Genomic DNA, 25244 nt, shown 5'->3' with positions numbered 1-25244 from the left:
AACGATGTCTGAGAGCCGCAAGAAATCAGTCGTCATGTTGCTGATTGATTCATTAATGGATGAATCGCTTCAAGAAGCCGTGAAAACCGGACAGGCTCCTGGTCTGCGATATTTTCTGGAAAACGGGCGCTATGTCCCTGATATGATCAGCCCTTTTCCGACGATGTCCGTCAATGTTGACAGCACATTGCTTACAGGGGCGAGCAGCGACCGCCATAAAGTTCCGGGTCTTGTGTGGTACAACGCGAAGGAAAAACGGATCATCAATTATGGCAGCCATATTCGAGAGCTTCTGAAATTAGGCATCAAACAATCCTCCAGAGACGTCTTTTACAATTTGAATCAGGTTCATTTAAGCCAACAGGTGAAGACGCTTCACGAAGAGCTTGATGAAAAAGGAATTGAAACGTGCTCGATCAATGCACTTTTGCACAGGGGGAGCCGGGACGGCTATTTACAGGTTCCTTTTCTTTTTTCAATAATTTCCGGATTAAACCAATCAGTCAAAATCAACACGTCCCAGCTGTTCTCGTACGGCGGTTTTTCCAAAGTGAATCCGGCAAACCGCTCGCTTTTCAAAAAATTCGGCTTTAATGACCGGTTTTCTGCGAATGAATTGGTTCATCTGATCAAAACAAACAAAGTGCCGCCTCTTGCACTCGTCTATTTTCCCGATCTCGACCAGCACGTACATAAACACGGGAGAAACGACGCAGCAGGGGTCGCGAAAGCAGACCGGCATGTTCAAAAGATTTTAGACAGCTTTCCGTCATGGGAAGCCGCTTTAAAGGATCACATTTGGATCGTGATGGGGGATAACGGACAGGCCTGGATCAGCGGCAATAAAAAAGAAGCATTGATTGATTTGAGAAGCCTTCTGGACGCCTTTCGCATTGTGAAATTAAAGAAAGGCGTGGCGGACGATGACGACATCGTTCTTGCCGTTAACGAAAGAATGGCGTTCATCTATTCGCTCGATAAAGCGAAGCTTCCGCTCACGAGGATCGCGGATATTCTGCAACAGGACGAGAGGATCGACATCATCGGCTGGAAAAATGAAACGGATTCAATTGAGGTCGTTTCGGGGGAGCAGCACGGGAAGCTCACATTTCGGCCGGGAGGCAAATACACGGATGAATTTGGACAAACGTGGACGCTGGAAGGGGATGTAAACATTCTCGATTTGACGGTCGAGCAAAGCAGCATGACATACGGAAAGTTTCCCGATGCGCTGGCCAGACTGTACACTTCATTTTTTTCGCATGAAGGCGACTTTTTGATCGCCAATGCAAAGCCTGGATACGAATTTATCGGCGAAGGGTCGCCGACGCACGTCGGAGGAGCCAGCCACGGTGCATTGCACAAGCAGGACTCCCTCGTATCCATGATCATCACCGGAACCGATACAAAGCCGGCATACAATCGCCTTGTCGACGTGAAAGGATGGATTCTCGATTTAGTCAAATCACTGGGAACGGGGCAATGACTAACCCCCTCTCCCAGTGATTATGACGGCTGTCTGATGCCTTTGACAAATGCTGCAAGCGCCGAAGCGATCATCACGAATAGTGAGACTGTTTTTATGATCGCCTGTAAGAGTGCATGTTCTACGACGATATTGGAGTGCACACATAAAGCCAAAATAAATATGGCAATCAATAATCCGTATTTTTCTCTCATAACCCTTTCTCCTTTCGGGCCGTCATCCTCCAAAGAACAGGTCGAGAATGTTTCCGGCGGTTGAAGATTGTTTGTTGTACAGTTCCGAATACCCGCAGTTTTTGCAATAAACGACGAGAAAACGGTTATGCTGCACATCGAACAATTTTGACAGGCCGGTGCCGGTCGTCGCGATTTCTTTTTGCCCCGCATCTGTACTTCCGCACTTGATACATCCTTTATGTTCACGCATAGCGCTTCTCCTTTCATGATGTAAAATCCAACCAACTTCATTATAATGGAATGTTCTTCAAAAGAAAATATTTCTCAGGAAATGACCGGTCGGAAAAGAGGGGAAAACGGACTGATCCTTTTTGCTTATAAAAATCTCTCGAAGACCGGTTATTTTATTTTTTCGTCGAAAAAACAATCCTTTTAACCTATTCATTCGCCTAGGACCATCCTGTAAGATAAACCTATTACAATATCATCCACTACAGGAAAATAGTTTTTATTGACTAGGATAAATGAAAGGGGAAGCTGCTTTGAGCGAAGGTTTTTGGGATTCAGTAGGCAACTTTTTGCACATATCCTACACGGAAAATGAACGAAAACGCGACGAGTATAAAAATTTATACGACTTTTTATCTGATAAAGAAAGCGATGTTAAGACGAAATTAGCAGAAGTTGATGCAAGTTTGAAAGCATACAACAGCAATCTCCCGGACTTGAAAATCCCTTCCCACGAATTTGAGGATACACGCCATGAAAAGGATGCCAAGCTGAAGGAATTGGTCAAGCATTTTAAAGATATGGTCGATGACATTCAAAGCGCCAAGTCGAAGGCGAAAAGCAAGTGGGAGTATTATAAAGCAAAAGCTGAAGCTGAAGAGAAAAAGGCGTAGAGGAGGAACAGCCGAGTCATGGACGGATATGGATACTACAACTATCAAGCGGCCAATCCGAAAGTAAGCGGAGAGACTGTGAAAATTTCACATAATGGAACAATAAAAGCGCATTCCCATGCGAAAGCGATCGAAAAACATGTTGGCGACTCGCTGAAAAAAGCAAAGGAATTGAAAGCGTATGTTGAAAGCGGAAAATGGAGCGGAAAAACCCGCGACGCATTTTTAAGCTACCTTGAGCTGATTATCGAATTGAATGCCGATATGAAAGACGCCTTGAAAGATCATACGGCTGCATTAGATGCACTGCAAATGCACATCGACGATTTTTCAAAGCTCAGTGAAGTGCAGGAAATCAAAAACTTATAACAGGGAAGGAGAATGACATGCAGGTGAAAGCAGATACGCTGTCGGCGGCAGAACTTTATGTTTTAGCAGGAGCAGCCGGAGTTACCTACATATTCGGTCTTCCGGAACGCGAACAGCTGGCCTTGGCTGAGCCGGATTGTGCAGTAAAAGCAAAAGAGAGCCTGATTGAAAAAGGCATCCTTTTAAAGGAAGGCAAGCTGACCAAGACCGCTTTTTTTCTGATTAAGCTGCTGAAGCAATATCAAGAAAGCGAAGAATTCGTGCGCTTTAATAACGTCATGTGCGCATTTTTGCCGGACGATGAGGAGCGCGTTGTCGCTCTGACTGAAAGAAGCCAGGGCAAAGGCTACACATTAGATTATTTGGAAAAGCGCGAAGTTTATTTATCGCTTATTTCCAACGTGTCATTTTTAGTAAGAGAGCCGCGTGATCAAGACCGCGCTTTTTTGACAAAACCGATGAGCGCCGCTGAAAAAGCCGAAGTCAGGGCAATGGATCTTGATCAAAAAGAAGTTCTTGCTGTGGAAACGTTCAAGCTTGCCTCGCAGCAAAAACCGGCAGACACCGGTTTCCAGACGACAACACTTTACTTTACAAAAGGCGAAGATTTCATCTCGGTTGATCCTTTAAATGATCGATATGAATGGATCAGCCTTTATATTATGAACAACCGGATCTATGACGCACTGCACATCAATTTCAGAGCAGGGAGGGCGATGCTATGAATGCAGAAGGCGGAGCAGGAGGCGGCGGTACAAACATCCATCTCGAGTTTGAAGAAATGATCACCATTTCCAATAAGCTGAAAAGCATCTGCGATATTTATACAGAAGGGGTTCAGAAAGAAATCAAAAACCTTTCAGAATCCGATTTTTATAAAGCCGGACAGGCATCAAAAGCGATTGAAAGCTACGCGGATATTCTCGGGAAGACGATGGAGCTGTTTGATAATTACTGTATAGCTTCCCACATTGTCAGTTATGCGATGGAGAAAATGTATGAAACAGATAAAGAGCTTCAAAAACTCTACAAGATTCAGAAATAGAAATGAGGCGATCATCTAAATGGATGTGAAATACGTACCGGAAGAATGGCAGGGCATGAAAGACGGGCTCGATGCGCTGACGGGCGGACCATATGGCGGCGGTATGAAAGCCGGCCTTATCAAACTCAACGATCTCTTGGAAGATATCGAATCCAAAATCAAAGACAAGGACAGCGACAGGTCGATCAGCTTTACCCACACAAGCAAAAAAAGCAAGATCGAGGAACTGTTTAAGGATTATCAAAAGCTGGCTGACTTTTGCCTGAAAGCCGGCAGTTTGGTGGAAGATCACATTGACAGCCCTTTTTATAAAAAAATAGACGCGTTCGCCGAAAAAATGCGCGGACTGACGATACATAATTACACGACCGCGAACCGGATCGGCTCCAAGGAAACCACTTACGTCGGATACGGCATGTCCAAACAAGCGGTCGAAACCGACAAAGCGAAAGTGAGCGTAAATGATATCTTCAAAGACTCGGAATCGTTTGATCACGTACTGAGCAAAGAATTTGAAGAATTCCAGATCAACCACCCCGACATCGAATTATCGTATGAAGAATACATGAAAGCGATTGCCTCTTCCCGCGGATTTGAATACGAATCAATCGGAGATGTCCAAAAGAATCAGGAATTGTGGCGGGATCTTCTGGCCGGTGCAGGCATCATCGTGCTCACCATCTTTTGTGCACCGGCAGGTCTCACGGTGGCCGTCGCCTACGGAGGAGCCAATATTTCGAGCGCCGCAACCGGAAAAGACTGGATGACACAACGGGAGTTAAACACAGACGAAAGGGTTGAAAGAGGCGTGTTCGGCGCCCTTGACATCATCCCGGGGGCAGCCGCGGCAAAAGGTACATTTAAAAGCGCAGCCACAATCGGCCAAATTTCAAGCAAAACAGAACATATGGTACAATCTTTTAAAGACAGCAAAAACATCTGGGCGAACCGCATGAAGGTGAATGGGCTGAAAGCTCAAGACCGACTCAACGACGCAGGCTTCGCCATCAAAAAACAATTCGCCAAAAGCGCCGACGCTTTGAGCGATATTGCCCGCGGTGCAGAAGCAGGAGCCGGCGGCACCCTCGTCCGAAAAGGGTCCAATTACTCCGCCCACGTCAACGACGCCCATAAAGCGTCGAAAGCGAAGATGCAGGATTCGATTCAGCGGGTTGAGAAGGAGATTGAGGCTGGGAAAGTCGGCAAAGGGAGTAGTTCTTCTGGTGCTAAGACAACAAATAGTTCGGAAAAATATAATCCAGTTTCTATTGATGTATATGCATATCAACTACTAAAAAAGGAATTATTAAAAGGTGATATAATAAGCAACTCAAAAAAAATAATTAATGGAGCCGACTTATGGGATCAAAAGGCAGTTGATATATTGACTAAAGATGGTTCGAACATTAGTGATTGGTGGAAAATGGAATCGATATATTCATATAAAACAGAGTTTGGAGAGGGAAAGATACATTACTATCAAAACTCAAGAACTGGTGAAGTAAGCTCATTTGATAGTAAATTGAAAATCCCGAAACCAAAAGATTTACGAAAAGACTCGAAGGATTTATTTTGGATTATAGATTTAGATGACAATTTTATACCGTCTAAACTGAGGTGATTAAAATGAGAGTAAAGTGTATAGAAAGAGACAATAGTTTACCTGATATAACACAAAACAAAATCTATTCCGTTTATGAATGTGAGTATAAAAAAAATGATGAAGAAATTAATTATAACTCATTTAGAATTCAGGATGATTACGGAAGTGTAATTCCATATGAAGCAAAATATTTTAAAACTGTCTCAAACAACAATTCTAATTATGTTGAAAAAAAAATAGCAGAAGATGAGTATAAGCTTACTCATAAATTTATTTCTTATAGTGGATTTTGGTCCATGTTTTATGAGGAAGATGGTACTTCCTTAGATGATTTTTGGAGGGCAAAAAAGGATATATATATACAAGAAATGAGTCAAGATGAAATGCGCGAGATATTGCAAGGAGAGAATCAGGATGAGAGAGACTTTATTTTAGAATTATTAATGGAAATAAAGGATGACTATTTTATAGAGGATTCGATTAAGATAGGACGCAGACAATTGAAAGAGTGGACAACAAATCATAGTTTGGAAACATTGTTCTTATATATTAGTCATTTTAAAAATGAAGAAATTGATAATTTTTTTATAGAATATCTTTCTGAAAATGAAAAAGGAAACGACAAATTAGATAGAATAGTTAGTGACTATTTTAATAATTAATTGAATGGGTTTAAAAAAAGAAGAGCAAATAAAACTAAAACGCATGGAAATCGATCTCCATGCGTTTTCAAGATGAATCAACAAATCGGGTGTGCCAAATGAAAAGAAGAATAATATCGTTTCAGTGGAACGATGATAACCATATCTCACAATTTAAAAAAAGACTGTACTCCACTATCCTTGGCGGGGTTATCGGTGATGCGCTGGGCGTCCCTGTGGAATTTAAAGCTAGAAAATTAAATATCACTGGAATGATAGGGTACGGGACTTATAATCAACCGCCTGGGACATGGTCAGATGATACATCACTCACTTTGTGTTTAATGGAGAATCTGATCGAAAAAAAAGATGAGACCGAATTGATGAAAAAGTTTGCTGCGTATCGGGAAGGGTACTGGACTCCATACGGCAGCATGTTTGATATTGGCAGAGCGACTGATGATGCAATCGAGCGCTTCAAAAGGGGCGTTCCAATTGAACAATGCGGCGGAGCGTCTGAGTTTGATAATGGAAACGGAGCATTGATGAGAATATCTCCGTTGGCTTTTATGCTATGGAACGAATCAGATTTTTCAAAAAGACAAGCTGAGATCGAAAGGTGGGCATTTATTACACATCGTCATCCCCGATCTACGCTAGGATGTATCATTTATATAGAATTCTTAATAAACTTGTTTGATCATTCTCCTAAAGAGGCATATAAACAAGCAGTCCATTCTTGTTTGGAGAATTTGAGAGGAACCGAGTATGAAAATGAGTTTTCTTCGTATAAGAGGATACTTAATGATGACATTGCGAGTGTTAAAAGAGAAAACATCATGTCAGACGGCTATGTTGTGCACTCTTTAGAAGCGGCATTGTGGTGTTTCCTCAATTCAGACCGTTATTCTGATGCTGTATTGGAAGCAGTGAACCTGGGGGAAGACACAGATACAATTGCCTTTATTACAGGTACAATGGCTGGAATGTATGATCAAATGGAAAGCATCCCGGAAGAATGGATCACTGCCTTGCCTAGGATAGATGACATTCTGGATTTGTCTGAAAGGTTCACTCAGTTCTGTTTTGAAAAATCAAAGCAATAGCGCTTGTCTAGGTGAAAAAGAAAATGCCGGCTGACAGAGCATTTTCTTACTCACATTAAAAACCGCTTGCTTTTCTCCAAAAATCCATCTATAATAAATCATGTCTTAAATATACGGGGCATTAGCTCAGCTGGGAGAGCGCTACACTGGCAGTGTAGAGGTCAGCGGTTCGAGCCCGCTATGCTCCATCTTTAAAACCCTTGATCATTCAAGGGTTTTTTTGTTGCCTTTTTTACGCGATCCATTTTTGCGGGGTGATGGCCTATCTGTCTGTACGGTATTTGACGACTGGCCATTTTTCTTTTCGCAGAGCGTTCATCAGCTCCGGTCCTACATGCAAATGCTCTTCAATCAGCTCTCTTGGAGTCAGCGCCATCCACTGATTTAATGAAATGTCTGCAAAGCGGCTGCTTTTGAATATTTCTAAAAACCACAGGCTTTCGCTGCCTGTATTTTGAATGTAATGTCCCATGGCAAACGGGACATATCCGACATCCCCCGCCCGGTAATTAAAGGTGCGGGCAGTCCCGTTTGCCGCAAATACTGTCATTCGCCCGGTTCCTGAGATATAGTACTGCCATTCATCGTTGTTCGGGTGCCAATGCATTTCCCTCATTCCGCCGGGCTTGACTTCGACGAGTGCGGCGGCGATCGTTGTCGAAATTGGAAAGTTTGAAGAATCAACAATTCGCACCGTTCCGCCGGGTGTTACGATAGGCTTTTGTGCAAACAGCCTGTAAGCGAAGCTTTTTGGTACGGTTCCATACGGGTCGGGCACTTTTTGGTTTTCGAGCGGTCCCGGCACTTTTGCTTGGAAGATGTATCGCTGTTTGTCGGGGATGCGGGCGAAGGCGCTTTCGTGTACACCGAAATTCGCGGCCAGAATATCTTTCGGTGTGTGTGCGAACCAATCTGTAATCGTGAAGGTATCGAACTCGGAGAAGTTCCCGTCGTCAAAAACGAGGAGAAATTCGCAGCCGTCCTCAAGCCCTTGAATCGAGTGCGGTATTCCGGCGGGAAAGAACCACAAATCCCCGGGGCCGACATCGGCGATAAAGTTTCGGCCGTCCTGATCGACGGCGGTAATGCGCGCATGGCCCAAAATCATGTAAGCCCATTCCGATTGCTTATGCCAATGCAGCTCGCGCACCCCGCCTGGCGTCAGCCGCATGTTGACGCCGGCAATCGTCGTTGATACCGGCAGCTCCCGGACAGTTATTTCGCGCGACCAGCCGCCATGATTTAACTGCATATGTGTGTCTGAAAAAGAAAACTTTAAATTGGGGATTGCTCCGGCATCTGTTTTTGGAGGAACGAACATGTCGGGATTCTCTAAATCCCGCATCACGTCGCGGGGCCCAAAATCAGTCGCGCCCGCACCATCGTGTCTTATTGGATGAGGCACGCGATTGTACCAAGCTGGAGTCCCGGCTGTTCTTTTCATGTAAAAAGCTCCCTTCACAGGTCGTGTATACCGAAATTTATGACAGGGACGCTTAAAATATATCAAATCGAAAAAAATCGGAGCCTTCTTAAGACACTTTTAAAAAAACTAGATGGACAGATTTGCATTTCCTTTGGCAGCAGAAGAAAACCTTCGATTTAAAGTCTGCACGGCACGGGCTCCTGCTGTTTGCCTTCCACCGCTAACGATTACTGACTGAATGATTTCGCCCGAAGCTGAATAAGAATGAGATAGAAAGCATCCGGGCAATTTTCGAACGGCTACATGAATGAATACTATGTGACAAGAAAGAAGGGAGCGTTGATGAAAAAGCTTTGCCGGGAAGTCTGGGTAGAGGTAAACCTTGATGCGATTAAAAAAAATTTGCGCGCATTTCGGCGGCATATTCCGAAGAGGAGCAAGATTATGGCTGTCGTAAAAGCGAACGCTTATGGTCACGGCTCGGTGGAAGTGGCACGCCATGCACTGGAAAACGGCGCGAGTGAGCTCGCCGTTGCCTCGGTGGAGGAAGCGGTCGTTTTGCGAAAAGCGGGGATTGACGCACCGATCCTTGTGCTCGGTTTCACCCCGCTTAGCTGTGTGAAAGAAGCGGCAGCTTGGAATATATCGTTATCAGCATTTCAAGTTGACTGGATTAAAGAAGCGAACGAGATATTGGAAACAGAAGCAACCCCTGACCGGCTGTCTGTTCATATCAATGTGGATACCGGCATGGGGCGTTTAGGTGTACGCACAAAAGAAAGGCTTTTAGCAATTGTGGAAGCGCTGGCGGCAAGTGAAAACCTCAGATGGGAAGGGATTTTCACGCATTTTTCCACAGCTGACGAACCGGATACTGAGCTAACCATGATTCAACACGAAAAGTTTATCAGCTTTCTCCGCTTTCTGAAAGAACAAGGCTTTAAGCTGCCTACGGTGCATATGAACAACACGGCCGCGGCGATCGCTTTTCCGGAATTCAGCGCTGATATGATTCGCTTAGGTATCGGAATGTATGGATTATATCCTTCCGATTACATCAGGCAGCTCAATCTCGTTAAGCTTGTGCCTGCACTAAGCTTGAAGGCGCGCATCGCTTATGTGAAAACCATGTTGACAGAACCGCGGACCGTTAGTTATGGGGCTACATATGTTGCGGAGCGCGGGGAAGTGATTGCCACGATTCCGGTCGGCTATGCTGACGGTTATTCCCGTGAACTTTCCAATCGCGGATTTATTCTACACCGCGGAAGACGGGTGCCGGTGGCGGGAAGAGTAACAATGGACATGATAATGGTCAGTCTGGGAGAGAGCGAAGGTAAACAAGGAGAGGAAGTCGTGATTTACGGCCGGCAAAAGGGAGCTGAAATTTCCGTTGATGAAGTTGCGGAAATGCTTGATACGATCAATTATGAAGTGGTATCTACAATAAGCTGGCGCGTCCCCCGCTTTTATATAAGAGACGGCAAGATTTTTAAAAAGTCGACCCCGCTGTTATACGTATAGTTTTCCCATACTCACAGGCTGTTTTCTCGATCATTGATAAAATAGGAAAAGTGCAAATTCTTGACAAAAAAATTTATTTATGCTATAATTTACTAATTGAATATTGGTGTGTATAATAGGATTCTCCTGGCCGGGAGAATCCTATTTTTTTTGCGTTTGATGAAGGAGTGTACGACATGAAAAAAGATGAATCGAGTGTAACGTCTCTTATTTCGGCTTTTGGCAGAGCTTATCACAGCCAATATGATGAACCAAAAATTTTTGATGACAATCTAGCCAAAACGCTCATTTCCCAACAAGAATTTTCTGATATTAAAAACAGTTTCATTCAAGGTATACAGTTCTTCAACAAAGATATAGCGGAAAAATACGAGGGAGACGATGAAGAAATATTAAAATGGGTCACACAAATTCAGCTCTCTCCGACGCCGCTCGCGCGTGCCGCATATTGCGAAAGCGTGCTGCACCATGAGATTCGGTTTGGAGCAGAACAATACGTGATTCTTGGGGCAGGGCTGGATACTTTTTGTTTTCGGAACCTGGAGTTAAAAGGCAAAATTGATATCTTTGAAATTGACCATCCGGCGACACAAAAATGGAAAAAGGAAAGGCTGGACAAAGCAGGTTTTCACATCCCGGCCCACCTTCATTTTATTCCTTTGGACTTTGCCAAGGCATTTTCTTATCAAGAATTGGCTGATAAGGGTTTTCATTTTAACAAAAAAACGTTCTTTAGCTTTTTGGGCGTTTCCTACTACTTAACAAAGGAAGAAACCGAAAAATTGCTGAGACAATTAATGGCTGATCTTCCTTCAGGAAGTTCGATCGTTTTTGATTATGCGGATGAAAACCTGTTCAAAGAAAAAGGTTTCTCCAACAGGGTGGAAAATATGGTGAAAATGGCAGCGGCAGGCGGAGAACCGATGAAGTCATGCTATTCGTATCAGGAAATCCAGCATATGCTGGAGCAATCCGGACTGCTCGTTTATGAGCATTTGTCACCGTCGGATATTCAAGAGCGTTATTTTAAAAATCGAAAAGATGATCTGTCAGCCTTTGAAACGATTCACTACATTCATGCCGTGAAAAATTAAACACGAATCAAGAAAAACGCCCGGGGCCGGGCGTTTTTCCTATTTTAAGCCGCGCGATCGTCTTTCTGTTTTTCTTGGGGGAGTACAAGCTGTTTAGGAGGGCATTTGCGCTGCGTCAATCCGGACACAGCGAAGATCGTCATAAATGCTGTAACCGCAGCCAGCGTCCGGAAAGGAAAGAGGACTGTGCCGTCTTCAATCATCGGATACGGTAGAAGCGGCGGGATGCCGAATGCGGGTTCACCGCCGCCCAGCCTCAGAATGACCGCAACTGCAAATCCGGAAATTGACCCGTACAGGTTTGCTCTTTTATAAAAGAGGGCCATTGTTAACTGGGGAAAAAGAATGCAATAAACTAAATCCGATGCCAAATACCATAAAGTATAAACGCTTTTGACATTCAGCGCGATGATCGCTGCTCCCGCGCCGAACAAAATGATTGAGCGTTTGACGACTTTTTGCAGCTGTTTTTGGGTGGCCTTCGGCTTGATCAGCGGACGGTAAATATTCCATGCGGCCATTGATGATGCCGATAGAATCGATGAGTCCATGCTTGACATAACGGCAGCTGCAATTGCACCCAAACCGAGGCCAGCGATAATTCCCGGCGTTAAATACGCAAGCGTTTGCGGCAAAATCATCGCCGGGTTATCCGGAGCGCTCGCTCCGAACAAGCTCCAATCCGCACTGTTTCCGGCAGCTCCGATGATCACGCACGGAATGGCGGCAATGATACAGATCACTCCGGCAATAATCGACTGCCACATGGCGGCGTTTTCCGATTTTGCCGAAAGAACGCGCTGAAAGTACACCTGCCATGCGATACCACCGAAAATTAAGAGGAGCGCATTATCCCACCAGTTCCAAAACAGGTTTCCCCATTCAGGATTTTTCCAGCCGTCCAACGGCGGAAACAGATTGGCGCTGCTTCCGAAATCGTGTCTGTAATTTGCCCATACGATATCGAATGAACCGACATTTGACAACACAAATGGGACGACTAAAAACAGCCCGAGCAAAATGATGATCATTTGGAAGACATCTGTGAAAGCGACTGCCCACATGCCTCCGGCCACCGTATAAGCGATGGCGATCATCGCCGAAAGAATAATCGACGTTTGGAAATCGATATTCAGAATCATTCCGAAAGTCGTGCCCAATGCCGTTAAGATCGCGGCGCTCCAAAACAATTCTCCTAACAGCGCCGGTATATATAAAACACCGGCCATCCGCTTACCGAAGCGCTGTTCGAGAGGATCGATAATGGTCATAAATCGATGACGGCGCATTTTTCTGGCGAAGAAAATACCGCCGATAATCAGGCTTAATGCGTAGCCCCAAGGCGCCTGTGCCCAGATGAGACCGTCGCTGTAAGCCGATTCGGCCGTTCCGTTAATATATCCGCCGCCGACCCATGTTGCGGCCATCGTCACCATTCCGACGAAAAACGGCATGCTCCTTTTTGCCACGATCATATCAGAAAAAGAATTTGATTTCTTTGCTGCGTAAAAAGCGCCTAAATAATAGGTGAAAGCAAAGAATATCATCATGGAGATAAAGCCGCCCCAATGAATGTCTGCATTCGAAATGCCGATATACGCGAGTAAGCCTCCCGCAAACAACACAAAAATACCTAATTTGATCCAGTTTTTTTTCTTCTCAGCATAATTCATGTATGCACATCGCCTCCGGTAATAATTTTTCGAATTTTCTTGAAATTAAAATGTGAAAAAAGGTTTTGCGCCACTCTGGGAAGTATGCAAACTGCTGACTTCAGAGCGGATAAAACCTTTTTATTCCTTGTTATCAATCGGTATAAACTCAAAAATCTCTCCGGATTGGACAGATTTCGCGAGTCTCAGCAGCCAGTCATAATACGGTTTTGACTGTTCCAACTGGTCATAAAGAGTTCTCGCTTCTTCTTTTATACTTTCGTCAAGCCCATCGCTTTCGACGATGTCCTCCAATGCTTTTTGAGCGTCTTGAATGGCCATGAGATTCACTTTGACTTCCCTTTCCCATTTTTGCGGGAAAAAGCTTGTGAAAAATTTGAAGAAATCCTTTTCAGCAACAAAGCTGTGTTTTCTTCTTCCTCTATGGAATGTCTTTTTGACGACGTTTAAGTCTTGGAGTTTTTTTACGCTTGTGCTCATGCTGGGCTTGCTCATTTGCAGTTCTTCCCGCATTTCGTCCAGTGTCATTTCATCCGAAAGGTACATGGTTCCGTACAAAATACCCGCACTCCGGGTAATGCCGTACAGATCCATCGTTTCTGCGATTGAATCAATGACAAGATCTTTTGCCTGTGCGATCGCTTCTTTTGCTGAAAGATCACGGGGATTGTCCATTACTTGCCTCCTTTCACAGGAGCGGAACATCAGCATTGCAGATTCAATGCCCCGGAAAAACGGGGATTAATCTGAAATCCGCGTTAAGTTTGTTAAGTTATTTCTGTATGTTCTTTATCTTAACGAAAGAAATTCAAATGTCAAAATCAAAATTTTTTTTCAAATGGCCTCAGCCCGTGTGAGTACTGCGTTCATATAAAATTCAAAAAAAATAATCAGCCTGATTTTCTTTGACACAAAAAATGGCACATGATAAATTCAAAGTGTTCAAAACGTTAAATTTTTATTTAACAAACTTTGCGTAATGAGGAGGCTGCTTTTATGAGTCAAACACTTTTCATTGACGGAAAGTGGGTGGGCGCCAAAAAAGGCGAAACCCGCCAAATTATCAATCCTTACAATCAAGAGCATATTGAAACCGTCAGTGAAGGAGACAGAGAAGACGCTGTTCGGGCGATTGCCGCAGCGCGCCGCGCCTTTGACGACGGCGAGTGGGCGAATACGCCGGGTCTTGAACGAGGCAACATCGTATTAAAGATCGCCGAACTGATCAGACGCGACCACGAAGAGCTGGCAGAGCTTGAATCGCTTGACACCGGCAAGACGCTTGAAGAAAGCAGAGCCGATATGGATGATATTGCAAACGTATTTCAATATTATGCAGGGCTTGCGGATAAAGATGGCGGAGAAGTCATTTCTTCACCGATTCCCGATTCTAAAAGCGAAATTGTCAGGGAGCCGGTCGGTGTCTGCGGGCAGATCACACCATGGAACTATCCGCTTCTGCAGGCTAGCTGGAAAATCGCTCCGGCTTTGGCAGCGGGCAACACGATCGTTGTCAAACCAAGTGAAATCACACCGCTGACAACCATTAAGATCTTCAAGCTGATGGAAGAAGCCGGTGTGCCTAAAGGGGTTGCTAACCTTGTTCTCGGCCCCGGAGCCACTGTCGGCGATGAACTTGCCAGAAATACAGACGTCGACTTAATTTCCTTCACCGGCGGAATTGAAACCGGAAAGAAAATCATGCAGGCTGCAAGTACGAATGTGAAAAAAATTGCGCTTGAGCTTGGCGGAAAAAATCCGAATATTGTGTTTAAAGACGCAGATTTTGACGTAGCGGTTGACCAGGCGCTGAATGCGGTATTCTTCCACGCAGGACAGGTTTGCTCCGCGGGTGCTCGTCTTCTCGTTGAAGAATCCATTCATGACGAGTTTGTCGCAGAGCTTGTCAAGCGTGCGAAAAAAATCAAACTTGGTAACGGATTCCACGAGGAGACACAGAGCGGTCCGCTCATTTCAGCTGAGCACCGCAGCAAAATTGAAAAATATGTAGAAATTGGCCTGCAAGAAGGCGCCAAGCTGGAAACAGGCGGAAAGCGTCCGGAGGACCCTGAACTTGCAAATGGCTTCTTCTATCTGCCGACAATCTTCTCGGGCTGTACATCAGATATGAGAATCGTTCAGGAAGAAGTATTCGGTCCTGTATTAACAGTTGAAACATTCAAAACAGAAGAAGAAGTTGTCTCACTTGCAAACGATACGATTTACGGCCTTGCCGGCGCCGTTTGGTCAAAAGACATCGAAAAAGCGGAACGCGTCGCTGCCAAACTGCGCATGGGAACCGTCTGGATCAATGACTTCCACCCTTATTTCGCACAAGCGCCTTGGGGAGGTTACAAGCAATCAGGCATCGGCCGCGAACTTGGCCGCATGGGCCTTGAAGAATACACAGAAGTGAAGCACGTCTACCGCAATACGAAACCGGCGGCTGTCAATTGGTTTAAAGCATAAGAAGGAGGAGATTATTCATGACTTTAAATATGAAAGTAGAAGCGATGAACAAATTCCACACGTTTGAAATCCCGACCGTCATTAAGCACGGAATCGGAGCCGTTAAACATGTGGGTGAAGAAGTGAAAAAACTTGGCGTTTCAAAAGCACTGCTTGTCACAGACCCCGGCATCTACAAAGCAGGTGTAACAAACCCGGTCGTTGAATCCCTTCAGGAAGCAGGCGTTGAAGTTGTCGTCTTTAATAAAGTCGAGCCGAATCCGCCTGTCCGTCTTGTCGCTGAAGGTTCCAAACTGTATGCTGAAGAAAATTGCGACGGCCTTGTAGCAGTCGGCGGCGGAAGCTCAATGGATACGGCGAAAGCGATCGGAGTCGAAGCCACTCATGAAGGCTCGGTTCTTGACTATGAAGCGGCAGAAGGAAAGAAGCCTCTTGAAAACCGGATTCCTCCGCTTACAACGATCCCGACGACTGCCGGAACCGGCTCAGAAGTTACACAATGGGCGGTTATCACAGATGAAGAGCGTGAATTTAAATTCAATACGGGCGGCCCGCTGATTGCTGCTCACTTGACAGTTATCGATCCTGAATTGCATGTATCAATGCCTCCGCACGTCACAGCGATGACCGGCGTTGACGCTTTGGCTCACGCCATCGAGTGCTATACGATGAAATTTGCTCAGCCGATAACTGACGCGGTGGCCCTTCTTGCCATCGAATACGGCGCACATTACATCCGCAGAGCGTTTGCCGATGGGGAAGATCTTGAAGCGAGATACGGCATGGCGCAGGCGGCTATGCTTGCAGGCCTTTCTTACGGAAGCGAATCTGCAGGCGCTGCTCACGCGATGAGCCAGACGCTCGGAGGAATCATTCCTGTCGCGCACGGCCAATGTGTGGCGGCGATGATGGGTCCTGTAATGGAATACAACTGGAAAGGCTACCCTGAAAAATTTGCCCGCATTGCAAAAGCGTTCGGCATTGACACAAGCGGCATGTCTACAGTGGAAGCGGCTAAAGCTGCAGTGAACTGGATGTATCAGCTTGTGGAAGACTTGGAGATTCCTAGTCTTGAAGAGCAAGGCGTATCACCTGACATGATCGACCGCCTTTCAAAAGAAGCGATGAAAGATCCGCAAACGGTCGGAAACCCGAGAGACCTGAACGAAAAAGCGTACAATTGGATTTACAAACGCTGCTTTAATCTAACCCCGAAAACTGTATAAAGAAATGCATGAATCCCGCTGTGTGAACGCACAGCGGGCTTTCTCAATTTGAGAAAAAAAGGGATGCATTGTAAAATAAATCACATCTTGAAAAAAGGGGATGGGTTGAATGTGGAAAAAGCACACGGCTGTTGCAGAGAACGTATACATAGCGGACACACCGTCATTTGTGACAGAGAAACAAGAAAAGATTGTGATTGATTATGGGGGAATACCGGGTGATCTGCATTTTGGACTGACGAAAAAAGCGGGAGCAAGGGAGCCGATGTATAAAAGAGGGACGGAGATTTTCAACAGGAGGCAGATTTCAATTGTCTCGGTCGAAGAGTGTCTTGAGATTGCCGGACGGCTGAACGTTCCTGCGGTCCTTCCGGAATGGCTCGGGGCTAATATCGCATTAAGCGGACTGCCTGATTTAACTTCATTAAGAGAAGGAAGCAGAATCGTTTTTCCAAGCGGCGCCTCTCTGTTGAGCGAGGGTGAGAACGAGCCGTGCATTCAGCCCGGAGAAGTCATTCAGGAGCAGTTTCCCGACAAACCGAAGCTTGCTTCGCGCTTTGTGCGCCATGCGATCGGAAGAAGGGGAATCGTCTGCGTCGTCGAACGCCCCGGCTTGATCCATCAAGGCGACCAGGCAGAAGTGTGGGCGTATTCGCCTGCTGCCACGAAAGACGCCAGGTCGTTTGCCTGAGCGGATGAAAAGCCCCGGGCCTCTAAAGCCGGGGCTTTCCGTGTATTATAATAGTTTCTGTTTGATTTCCTTGATCTGTTTAATATGTCTTCTTTCATGATGGCCGATGAAGTCGAGCCACTGTCTGACCGTAAGCTCTTCGAAAACCGGATGCGGCAGCACCCTTTGAAAATCTTCATCATGAAAGGCGGCGATGACTGAAGTTAATTGTGTTCTGACATTGTCGAGCTCAGCTTTGAGGGTTAAAGCATCCGCCGTTTTTCTTTCAGGCTCTGCATATGGGGGCGCCTTTCGTTTGGAGCTTCTGTCTTCCGACTGATGCACCGGTTTATCTTCGATTGTTTTGACCGGTGCATGCTTGATTTGTTCCTTTAGGATTTGAAGTGCCATCAGGTCGATTTTTTTCAGGTGGTCGATCACTTCTTGAATGCTCCATTCGTCCTCCGAGGGCCTTTTATTCAGCGTTTCGTCTGACAGGCCTTGAATCTCGCTCCAAAGTTCTTTTCTCGCTTCATTAAAAATGCTCATCATATCCCCTCCTGTTTTTACTGTACCATATCGCAGGCTGGTAAAATAACCAAAAAACACTCGATTTTCGCAACGCCTTCGGATATGCTTAAGAAAAATGAATAGAAGGAAGGATTTATTTGAGAACAACATTGTACCCGTATATCGCATTAGTGGTCGGGGTGCTGGCTGTGTCTTCCTCCGCCATCTTTGTCAGACTGTCAACGGCTGACGCTGGAATCATCGCTTTTTATCGTCTCTTTTTTTCCGCTTTGCTGATCTTTCCTTTTTTCTGGGGAAAAAGAAAAGAAGTCTTGAGTTTTTCGAAAAAGGACTGGCTGTTTTCAGCGGCAGCGGGGTTCTTTTTGGCATTTCATTTTATTTTATGGTTTCGTTCGCTTGAATACACCTCAGTGGCGAGCTCGGTTGTTCTTGTGACGCTGCAGCCGATTTTTTCTTTTATCGGTACATACTTTTTATTTAAAGAAAGAGTGTCGTTCGCTGGAATCATCAGTGCGCTTCTCGCGATCGGCGGAAGCGCGTACATCAGCTGGGGGGATTTCAAAGTAAGCGGCCAGGCGCTCTACGGCGACATTCTTGCACTATTGGCGTGTGCGCTTGTGACGGCATATTTGCTGTTTGGCCAGCATGTCAGAAAACGCCACAGTTTGACCGTTTACACGTTTATTGTGTATGGAATCAGCGCCATCACTTTATGCCTGTACTGTCTGTTTTCGGGCGCCGCCTTTTTTTCTTATCCTGCGTCAGATTGGGGGTATTTCTTTCTGCTTGCCGTCATTCCGACTTTGCTCGGGCACTCGCTGTTTAACTGGGTGCTGAAATGGCTGAGCACAAATATGATTTCTGTGGCGATTTTATTTGAACCTGTCGGAGCGGTTGCGCTGGCGTATTGGATTTTAGACGAATCCGTCATGATGACGCAGGTGATCGGCGGAGCGGTCATTTTTTCAGGTATTATCTTGTTCATGGCCTCGCAAAGCATGAGGAAAAACACCGTCCCGTCCGTGAAAGGGAAAACACATAAGGCGCTTTAAAGTTTGCACCTTATCCGGTCAAAATATCTTCGCTTGAATAGCGGATGTTTTCCTGTTCAGGTCTGGCCAGGGAAAACGCCAATGTGAGCGGTCCGAGTTTTCCGAGAAACATAATGAAAATAATCAGTATCTTTCCGACAGGGGTCAGGTCAGCCGTAATCCCCATTGACAGGCCGACCGTGCCGAAGGCTGATACGACTTCAAACAAAATCGCCAAAAACGGCTTAGGTTCTGTCATATTTAAAATAAAGACAGCCGCTAAAATCAACAGCACACTGATAGTCGAAATAGCGAGCGAACGAATGATCAATTGGTCTTTCAGCGTTTTTTTTGCTATCGAAATATGTTTTTTGCCTTTTAAAAAAGTGATAACCGACAGGAGAATGACAAGAAACGTCGTCAGCTTGATTCCTCCGCCGGTGGATGCACTCCCCGCTCCGACAAACATAAGAAGGAGCAAAAGTGTGATCGTGCTTTCGTGCAGGCTTCCGATATCTGTCGTGTTAAACCCGGCTGTTCGCGGGGTCACGGCCTGAAAATAGGCGCCCCAAAGTTTTTCAGCTGGCGGAAGCATGCCGAGCGTTTTTTGATTTTGATACTCCAGCAGAAAAATAAAGATCAAGGCTGACAAATTGATGATAAACGTACCGTATATCATCAATTTCGAATGAAGGCTTAACTTTTTCAAGCTCCGCTTATGCCATAGATCAGACAATACGGTAAACCCTATCCCGCCGATGATAAACAAAAAACTGATCACCAAGTTGACGAGCGGATCGCTTTTATACCGTATTAAACTGTCCGGCCAAATGGAAAATCCCGCATTGTTAAAGGCGGAAACCGCGTGGAACAGGCTGTAGTAGACACCGCGTGCGAAACCGTATTCAGGAACCCATTTGACAGCCAGTATGACCATGGCCAGCATTTCAATTGCGAAGGAGTAAATAAACAAACTCTTGATGAGCTTAATGATCCCGCCTAAAGAAGTTTGATTGAGAGACTGTTGAATCAACAGCCGTTCTTTCAGGCCGATTTTTTTCCCGAGCATGATAAAAATGAGCACTGCAAATGACATGATGCCGAGTCCCCCGATCTGGATGAGAACGAGGATCATGAGCTGACCGAACAACGTATAATCCGTGCCTGTATCAACGACGGCTAGGCCGGTAACAGTCATCGCCGATGTCGATGTAAAAAGCGTATCAATCCAGCCTATGGGTTTAGACGTCGCTGCCGGGGTCTTCAATAAAAGAGTTCCTAATATGATGAAAAATAAAAACACCAGCACGAGCAGTTGGGACGGGCTTAATTGAATCTGTTTAAACTTCACGGTTAATCGCCCTTTTTTTCAAAGGTCTCAATATCTTTGTTTTGCCCGATCACAATCAAAATATCGTTTTCGTATATCAAGTCATCAGCGCTCGGTGCGATGATGAAATGCCCGTCTCTTTTTATGCCGACGATGTTGCAGCCGAAGTTGGCGCGTACATCGATATCCCCCAGGCTTCTTTTGTCCAGCTTTTTTGTTGCCACAATTTCGACGATGCTGTAATTTGGCGACAGCTCAACAAAATCGATCATCTTTTCCGAGGTGATATGGCTGGCTATCCGCTTGGCCATATCTTTTTCGGGATGAATGATACGATGGACGCCGATTTTATGGAGAACCTTTTGGTGATAGTCATTTTGCGCTTTCGTCCATACTTTGGGAACGCCCATTTCAATCAGCAAAAGCGAAGTCAGAATGCTTGCTTCAATGTCATCGCCGAATGATACAAAGGCGTGATCGATGTTGCGTATTCCGATTTGTTTCAATGTATTTTCATCAACGGCATTGGCGCAAATGGTGTAGGTTGCATAAGCAGAATATTCGTTTACTTTTTCTTCGGATTTGTCGATGCCTAAAACTTCCGCCCCTTTTGCGTGGAAGGCTTTGACAAGACTGCCGCCGAACTGACCGAGCCCGAAAACGGCATAAGATTTCTGCATCCGTGTTCACCCTTTTATCTGTTTTTCTTATAGTGTTTACTTTTTTAAAAGAAAAACACACAGGGATGTACAAGAATCCGGAAGTGTGCGAATCCGGAGAGCCGCCTTGAGGCGGCTTCGGTTTCAGCTGAGCGAGCCTCCGGTTTCGCGAATGTCTTTTTCGTGAAGGGCAGAGACGACGGCGGCTAGCCTCAGCCCTTCGACGATCGTTTCAAGGCTGAGGCTCGGCTCGTGCTTATCGACTGTTTGTTCGGGGAGATACGGAATGTGGATGAACCCTCCGCGGATGTTTGCCGAGGTGCGGTCTATACGGTGCATTAACTGGTAAAAAAGATGGTTGCATACGAATGTTCCAGCTGAATTAGAGACGGAGGCCGGGATTCCGTTTTTTCTCAACTCTTTCACAACGAGTTTGATCGGAAGCGCGGACCAGTAAGCTGCAGGCCCGTCTGCCGCGATCGGTTCATCGATCGGTTCCCGTTTTTCATTATCCGGAATGCGGGCGTCATCGATGTTGATTGCGATGCGTTCCGGAGTAATGTGAGCCCGGCCGCCTGCTTGTCCTACACAAATGACGATATCGGGATGGTGCTTTTCGATCGCTTTTTCCAAAACGGCCGCTGAATGATGAAAAACGGTCGGGATCTGCTCCGCCACGATAGAGACGCCTTCGACTTTTTCTCCGTTCAGCCGTTTTACAGCTTCCCAAGACGGATTGACCGTTTCTCCCCCGAAGGGGTCAAAACCTGTCAGCAGTACTTTCTTTCCCATATCGATCCCTCCTGAATATGAATATAAAGTGCAAAATACCCATTCAGAAGATGTCTGAATGGGTATTTTTTAAAATATTTTATGCTCCTGATCCCCGGGATGCCAGAAGTACCTGATCTCCTTGAGAAGCCGCTTCCGGTGCATGGTTTACGAATGAAAAGCTGATAACTGCGCCTAATACAACTGCTGTTAATAATACTTTTTTCATTTTATTCTCCTCCTCTTCCAGCGAGCTTGCTCGCCTTGTCTGTTTTAATGTAAAAGTATATGGCTTCTTCATATAACTTTTCTCGCCTGTAGTAATTCGCTACATCCATCAATAATTCCTCCAAATCTACCCAGGCTTTTTCATTTTCTAACTGGTGAACATAGTCCTTGATTATTTCCAGTTTATTCTGTGTATCAGAATATAATGTATATAAAATTTTGAATTTCAATTCGAAAATTTCGCTGTTCATTTCCCGGGATTTTTTAAAGCCCACTTCGATCCATTTAAATGCTTGTTTGTGTGCGTTGGTTTTGAAAAGAGACCTTGTGTTTTCATAAACGCAAAGAAGGTAAGCATACTTGGCTTTCGTTTCAAAATCTTTGATTGCAAAAGCTTTATTGTAATACTTTAGCGCTTCCTCCTGCTTGTCTTCCTTACTCTTCAAAAAGCCCATATTATAGTAGGTACACGGTAAAAGGAATTGGTCGCCGATTTTTTCGGTTTTTTCGATCGCTTCTTTTAATAATACTTCACTTTCGGAGAACTTAAATTGGTCAATATAATTGAGCCCGATCAGCATTTTGCAGTTGATGACCCGCTTGGCATACCCGTCATACCCTTGAAAGATGCCGGAGGCAATGTTGATGTGATGAATCGACAGCCATGTCGCTTTTAAGTTGTAATACAAAACACCGATTTTATAATGAAATTCAGCTTTTTCAATTTCATTTTGAATGACGCTCAGTCTTTTTTCCGCTATTCTGAAAAAATTGAGCGCTTCTGTATGGTTTTGCTTGTAGTCCTCATAAATCCCTTTAAACAGGTAAAAATAATAATTCAGCTTGTCGTCCGTACTTTTTGGATCTTTGTCTTGAAAACTGATGGCCTCCAATTTTTCGGTGGAAGATTGGGAGATATCTTCAAGAAGGAGCCTTAAGCGAAAATCGAGCATTTGATAATAGAGTAGAACGTCATGATCTTCTTCCATTTTTTCAATTGCTTTATCTATGTCATCTTTCATTTCGATTGAGCCTGAAATGTCTCTTTTTTTCATCAGTATGTACCAGTCGTTGAGCATATTGGCGACTTCTTGTGAAGCCACGGCTTTGGCCATTCTCTTCCCTCCAATCTTTGTGAATTTTTTGTAAATTGAAGTTCTATTAATCATAGCATAAACTGCTGCCGTCTGTGAATAACGCTGAAATGCAAGTTCGCCGGTGAAAAGTTCATTTCTGAAATTAAATCGTCATTTTCCAAAAAAAGTGCGCGAAAAAAGCGAAAACCGCGCCAAGCGGAATACAGGAGATCATTGCGGTTCCGTTGACCAGCCCGTCAGCTCCGCTTATTTTCAGGGCTTCCCGGTAGCCTATTAAAAAGTGGATGATCGATAGGACGTAACATAAGAGCATCATATAGTAAGGGTTCATTTGCATACCTCCTCTATTCGCTTTACTATATTACATTCAATAGAGGGGAAGATTATGCCTGTTTAAACAGGAAAAAGAACAAAATATTATAGACGAAAAGATTTTCAATTACAATACATGTTTTTAAAAATATTTCCACTATAATCAAAATGAAAGATAAATTTAGGGGGTCATAAGAAATGAAAAAAAGGCTGATGTCACTATTGGTCTGCATCCTGGTTTTAGTGCCGGCAGCTGGTGCTTTTGCCGCGCCGAAACAGGCCGAGCTTCAAGAGTATCTTGAAGAAATAGGAATGAAAGAAAAAGAATTGGAAGCTTATTTACAGGATACATATGATGAAAGTTTAAAAGATTTTGAGTCGGTGGAAGAGTTGAAAGATTTTTTAGGGGAAAGACTGACTAATCAACTTTTGGCATCCTATTTAAAAGAATACGGATTGAGCGAAAAAGAAGCGGCTGACCTTTTTGTTGAAAATGGCTATATGGAAAGCGGCCAAAACATTCTCGACGTGTTTATGTTTGAATACGAATTGGACGATGCGCTTTTCACTGTGACATATGAAGAAGACGATTTTCAGATCGGGAACCTGTTTCAAGAATTGGGTGTGGATGATCAGGAGTGGGAAAGGCTCGTGAATCATCTCCGAAAGGTGCGCGATAAAAATCCAAACCTTGAAAATGATTTGATGGCTCTTGGAGAACGTCTTGAAACGGTAGCCGATTTCGAGTCTGTATCAGAGCTCTCAGCTCAGGATATCGCTGAAATGCTATCCATTTTAAACGATCTTCAGAAGACGCTTGAAGTGAAAACAAAATACTATCTTGTTAAAGACGGAAAGAAAAAAGAAGTGTCTTTGACAACGCTTGTCAGCGCGGAAGATCTGAAGGGAGCAAGCCTTCTGGTGGAAGTATACGATCTGCAAGGCAACTTCATTTTGGATGTATTGCTGACGCCTGACATGATCGGATCTGATTTAATTCATGATACAGGGTCAAAAGTGAAGCAAACCCAAACGGCTGTCAAACATGATTCAAAGCCATCTCATGTGAAAAAGACGGTTAAAGGTGCAAAGCTTCCAAAGACAGCCGGGCATTACGCGGAATGGTCGATCTTAGGCGCCGTTCTGATGTTTGGCGGATTCTTCATGATCAGAAGGCTTCGCAAAGCGGCTTAACATGTCACTTCCCATTCTAATTATGTAGAGAATGGGAAGTTTTTATAAGGAGTGAAAGGAAATTAAGGCACATCGAAAAAAAATCATCTGGCTCGCAGCTATTGTGATGGTTGTGTGCGGCGCTTATTTTACAACAACGAATGTGTTCAAGTTAATGCACGGCTACGCTCTTTTTTCATTTCAGCAGATGAAAGAAGAAGAAAAGCCTGAAAAACCTCCGATTCAGACGGCGAAAAAAGAAAAAACGGTGATTGATCAAACATTTAAAACCGGGGAGAAAATCGGTGATCTTGTCATTCCGAAAATCAATGCAAGGATTCCTATATATCACGGGACAGATGAAGACGAGCTGCAAAAAGGCGTGGGCCATTTCGCTGGTTCCGTTCTGCCTGGAGAAGATGACAACTCGGTTTTATCAGGCCACCGGGATACGGTTTTCCGAAAACTCGGCCGAGTGGGGAAGGGCGATCAGTTAATTGTTGAAGCTTCCTACGGAACTTTTACATACAAAGTGAAAAAGGTGCGGATCGTGGATGCGGATGACCGGACGGTGATTGTACCAAAGCCGAGAGCAACATTGACGGTTTCCACCTGCTATCCTTTTGACTTTATCGGTTCAGCACCGGAGCGGTATATATTGGTCGCAGATTTGATTAAATCATAAAAAAACAGCGGAATCTC

Annotated in this window: 28 protein-coding genes and 1 tRNA gene; 17 read left to right on the top strand and 12 right to left on the bottom strand. The window is 44.8% G+C overall.

Going from position 1 to position 25244, the window contains the following annotated elements:
• Positions 1 to 4: 4 nt before the first annotated feature.
• The gene (locus tag M1D67_RS17110) at positions 5 to 1486 is read left to right on the top strand and encodes an alkaline phosphatase family protein (RefSeq protein WP_101561530.1); all 1482 of its coding nucleotides are present in this window, start codon (positions 5 to 7) and stop codon (positions 1484 to 1486) included.
• Between the two features lie 20 nt (positions 1487 to 1506).
• Here M1D67_RS17110 and M1D67_RS17105 read toward each other — a convergent pair whose 3' ends face one another.
• Together M1D67_RS17105 and M1D67_RS17100 are read right to left on the bottom strand one after the other, a co-directional pair.
• Complete coding sequence (locus M1D67_RS17105; RefSeq protein ID WP_020452736.1) at positions 1507 to 1680, bottom strand: hypothetical protein; 174 nt, start codon at positions 1678 to 1680, stop codon at positions 1507 to 1509.
• 22 nt (positions 1681 to 1702) lie between these two features.
• Positions 1703 to 1912, bottom strand: a complete 210-nt coding sequence (locus M1D67_RS17100) for a zinc ribbon domain-containing protein (protein ID WP_003184724.1) — start codon at positions 1910 to 1912, stop codon at positions 1703 to 1705.
• 292 nt (positions 1913 to 2204) lie between these two features.
• Here M1D67_RS17100 and M1D67_RS17095 point away from each other — a divergent pair, with 292 nt between their 5' ends.
• From M1D67_RS17095 to M1D67_RS17060, 8 genes are all read left to right on the top strand, one after another.
• Positions 2205 to 2564: a hypothetical protein gene (locus M1D67_RS17095; RefSeq protein ID WP_023856112.1), complete on the top strand. Its 360-nt coding sequence runs from the start codon at positions 2205 to 2207 to the stop codon at positions 2562 to 2564.
• A gap of 18 nt (positions 2565 to 2582) precedes the next feature.
• Positions 2583 to 2933: a WXG100 family type VII secretion target gene (locus M1D67_RS17090; protein WP_020452734.1), complete on the top strand. Its 351-nt coding sequence runs from the start codon at positions 2583 to 2585 to the stop codon at positions 2931 to 2933.
• 17 nt (positions 2934 to 2950) lie between these two features.
• Positions 2951 to 3658: a DUF5081 family protein gene (locus tag M1D67_RS17085; protein WP_309539486.1), complete on the top strand. Its 708-nt coding sequence runs from the start codon at positions 2951 to 2953 to the stop codon at positions 3656 to 3658.
• Positions 3655 to 3978 carry a hypothetical protein gene (locus M1D67_RS17080; protein WP_003184717.1) on the top strand — a complete coding sequence of 108 codons (324 nt, stop codon included), beginning with the start codon at positions 3655 to 3657 and terminating at the stop codon, positions 3976 to 3978. The genes M1D67_RS17085 and M1D67_RS17080 overlap by 4 nt, the downstream gene beginning before the upstream one ends.
• A 19-nt stretch (positions 3979 to 3997) precedes the next feature.
• Positions 3998 to 5599: a glycohydrolase toxin TNT-related protein gene (locus M1D67_RS17075; RefSeq protein WP_479831405.1), complete on the top strand. Its 1602-nt coding sequence runs from the start codon at positions 3998 to 4000 to the stop codon at positions 5597 to 5599.
• Between the two features lie 5 nt (positions 5600 to 5604).
• Entirely contained in the window at positions 5605 to 6243 is a 639-nt protein-coding gene (locus M1D67_RS17070; protein ID WP_101561531.1) for a hypothetical protein, read from the top strand.
• A gap of 98 nt (positions 6244 to 6341) precedes the next feature.
• A complete protein-coding gene (locus tag M1D67_RS17065) occupies positions 6342 to 7328 on the top strand; it encodes an ADP-ribosylglycohydrolase family protein (protein ID WP_328038193.1) in 987 nt (328 codons plus the stop codon).
• Positions 7329 to 7443: 115 nt separating this feature from the next.
• A tRNA-Ala gene (locus tag M1D67_RS17060) sits at positions 7444 to 7516 on the top strand.
• A gap of 74 nt (positions 7517 to 7590) precedes the next feature.
• Here M1D67_RS17060 and M1D67_RS17055 read toward each other — a convergent pair.
• Positions 7591 to 8772 (bottom strand): oxalate decarboxylase family bicupin, encoded by a 1182-nt coding sequence (locus M1D67_RS17055; protein ID WP_457982519.1) that lies wholly within the window; start codon positions 8770 to 8772, stop codon positions 7591 to 7593.
• Between the two features lie 324 nt (positions 8773 to 9096).
• Here M1D67_RS17055 and alr point away from each other — a divergent pair, with 324 nt between their 5' ends.
• Together alr and M1D67_RS17045 are read left to right on the top strand one after the other, a co-directional pair.
• Positions 9097 to 10278 (top strand): alanine racemase, encoded by a 1182-nt coding sequence (gene alr / locus M1D67_RS17050; RefSeq protein WP_020452719.1) that lies wholly within the window; start codon positions 9097 to 9099, stop codon positions 10276 to 10278.
• A gap of 176 nt (positions 10279 to 10454) precedes the next feature.
• On the top strand, positions 10455 to 11372 hold the full coding sequence (locus M1D67_RS17045; RefSeq protein WP_023856015.1) for a class I SAM-dependent methyltransferase: 918 nt from the start codon (positions 10455 to 10457) through the stop codon (positions 11370 to 11372).
• Positions 11373 to 11416: 44 nt separating this feature from the next.
• Here M1D67_RS17045 and M1D67_RS17040 read toward each other — a convergent pair whose 3' ends face one another.
• Positions 11417 to 13045: a high affinity choline transporter 1 gene (locus tag M1D67_RS17040; RefSeq protein ID WP_479831404.1), complete on the bottom strand. Its 1629-nt coding sequence runs from the start codon at positions 13043 to 13045 to the stop codon at positions 11417 to 11419.
• 120 nt (positions 13046 to 13165) lie between these two features.
• On the bottom strand, positions 13166 to 13720 hold the full coding sequence (gene cudC / locus M1D67_RS17035) for a choline uptake/conversion transcriptional regulator CudC (RefSeq protein WP_023856013.1): 555 nt from the start codon (positions 13718 to 13720) through the stop codon (positions 13166 to 13168).
• A gap of 321 nt (positions 13721 to 14041) precedes the next feature.
• On the opposite strand from cudC, the gene betB reads away from it, so the two are divergent.
• From betB to M1D67_RS17020, 3 genes are all read left to right on the top strand, one after another.
• Positions 14042 to 15514 carry a betaine-aldehyde dehydrogenase gene (gene betB / locus M1D67_RS17030; RefSeq protein WP_023856011.1) on the top strand — a complete coding sequence of 491 codons (1473 nt, stop codon included), beginning with the start codon at positions 14042 to 14044 and terminating at the stop codon, positions 15512 to 15514.
• A 17-nt stretch (positions 15515 to 15531) separates the two neighbouring features.
• Entirely contained in the window at positions 15532 to 16740 is a 1209-nt protein-coding gene (locus M1D67_RS17025; RefSeq protein WP_020452714.1) for an iron-containing alcohol dehydrogenase, read from the top strand.
• A 109-nt stretch (positions 16741 to 16849) separates the two neighbouring features.
• Positions 16850 to 17431 carry an MOSC domain-containing protein gene (locus M1D67_RS17020; protein ID WP_020452713.1) on the top strand — a complete coding sequence of 194 codons (582 nt, stop codon included), beginning with the start codon at positions 16850 to 16852 and terminating at the stop codon, positions 17429 to 17431.
• A 45-nt stretch (positions 17432 to 17476) separates the two neighbouring features.
• Here M1D67_RS17020 and M1D67_RS17015 read toward each other — a convergent pair whose 3' ends face one another.
• Complete coding sequence (locus M1D67_RS17015; protein ID WP_033155020.1) at positions 17477 to 17962, bottom strand: DinB family protein; 486 nt, start codon at positions 17960 to 17962, stop codon at positions 17477 to 17479.
• 116 nt (positions 17963 to 18078) lie between these two features.
• Here M1D67_RS17015 and M1D67_RS17010 point away from each other — a divergent pair, with 116 nt between their 5' ends.
• Positions 18079 to 18993 carry a DMT family transporter gene (locus M1D67_RS17010; protein ID WP_020452711.1) on the top strand — a complete coding sequence of 305 codons (915 nt, stop codon included), beginning with the start codon at positions 18079 to 18081 and terminating at the stop codon, positions 18991 to 18993.
• A gap of 10 nt (positions 18994 to 19003) precedes the next feature.
• Here the strand turns inward: M1D67_RS17010 and M1D67_RS17005 are convergent, their stop codons facing one another.
• The 6 genes from M1D67_RS17005 to M1D67_RS16980 form a co-directional block, all read right to left on the bottom strand.
• The gene (locus M1D67_RS17005; RefSeq protein WP_479831403.1) at positions 19004 to 20323 is read right to left on the bottom strand and encodes a TrkH family potassium uptake protein; all 1320 of its coding nucleotides are present in this window, start codon (positions 20321 to 20323) and stop codon (positions 19004 to 19006) included.
• A 2-nt stretch (positions 20324 to 20325) separates the two neighbouring features.
• On the bottom strand, positions 20326 to 20982 hold the full coding sequence (locus M1D67_RS17000) for a potassium channel family protein (protein ID WP_020452710.1): 657 nt from the start codon (positions 20980 to 20982) through the stop codon (positions 20326 to 20328).
• Positions 20983 to 21105: 123 nt separating this feature from the next.
• Positions 21106 to 21753: a pyroglutamyl-peptidase I gene (gene pcp / locus M1D67_RS16995; protein ID WP_020452709.1), complete on the bottom strand. Its 648-nt coding sequence runs from the start codon at positions 21751 to 21753 to the stop codon at positions 21106 to 21108.
• 79 nt (positions 21754 to 21832) lie between these two features.
• Positions 21833 to 21961: a hypothetical protein gene (locus M1D67_RS16990; RefSeq protein WP_023856006.1), complete on the bottom strand. Its 129-nt coding sequence runs from the start codon at positions 21959 to 21961 to the stop codon at positions 21833 to 21835.
• A gap of 1 nt (position 21962) precedes the next feature.
• Entirely contained in the window at positions 21963 to 23075 is a 1113-nt protein-coding gene (locus tag M1D67_RS16985; RefSeq protein WP_020452708.1) for a response regulator aspartate phosphatase, read from the bottom strand.
• A gap of 124 nt (positions 23076 to 23199) precedes the next feature.
• Positions 23200 to 23388: a hypothetical protein gene (locus M1D67_RS16980; RefSeq protein WP_003184678.1), complete on the bottom strand. Its 189-nt coding sequence runs from the start codon at positions 23386 to 23388 to the stop codon at positions 23200 to 23202.
• 179 nt (positions 23389 to 23567) lie between these two features.
• Here M1D67_RS16980 and M1D67_RS16975 point away from each other — a divergent pair, with 179 nt between their 5' ends.
• Both M1D67_RS16975 and M1D67_RS16970 read left to right on the top strand, forming a co-directional pair.
• Complete coding sequence (locus M1D67_RS16975; RefSeq protein WP_458117544.1) at positions 23568 to 24563, top strand: processed acidic surface protein; 996 nt, start codon at positions 23568 to 23570, stop codon at positions 24561 to 24563.
• Positions 24564 to 24669: 106 nt separating this feature from the next.
• Entirely contained in the window at positions 24670 to 25227 is a 558-nt protein-coding gene (locus M1D67_RS16970) for a class D sortase (protein WP_023856005.1), read from the top strand.
• Positions 25228 to 25244 lie beyond the last annotated feature (17 nt).

The organism is Bacillus sp. PK6-025, from assembly GCF_056530265.1.
Note: the sequence above shows the minus strand (reverse complement) of the source record. Positions and strands in the feature narration are given on the sequence as shown.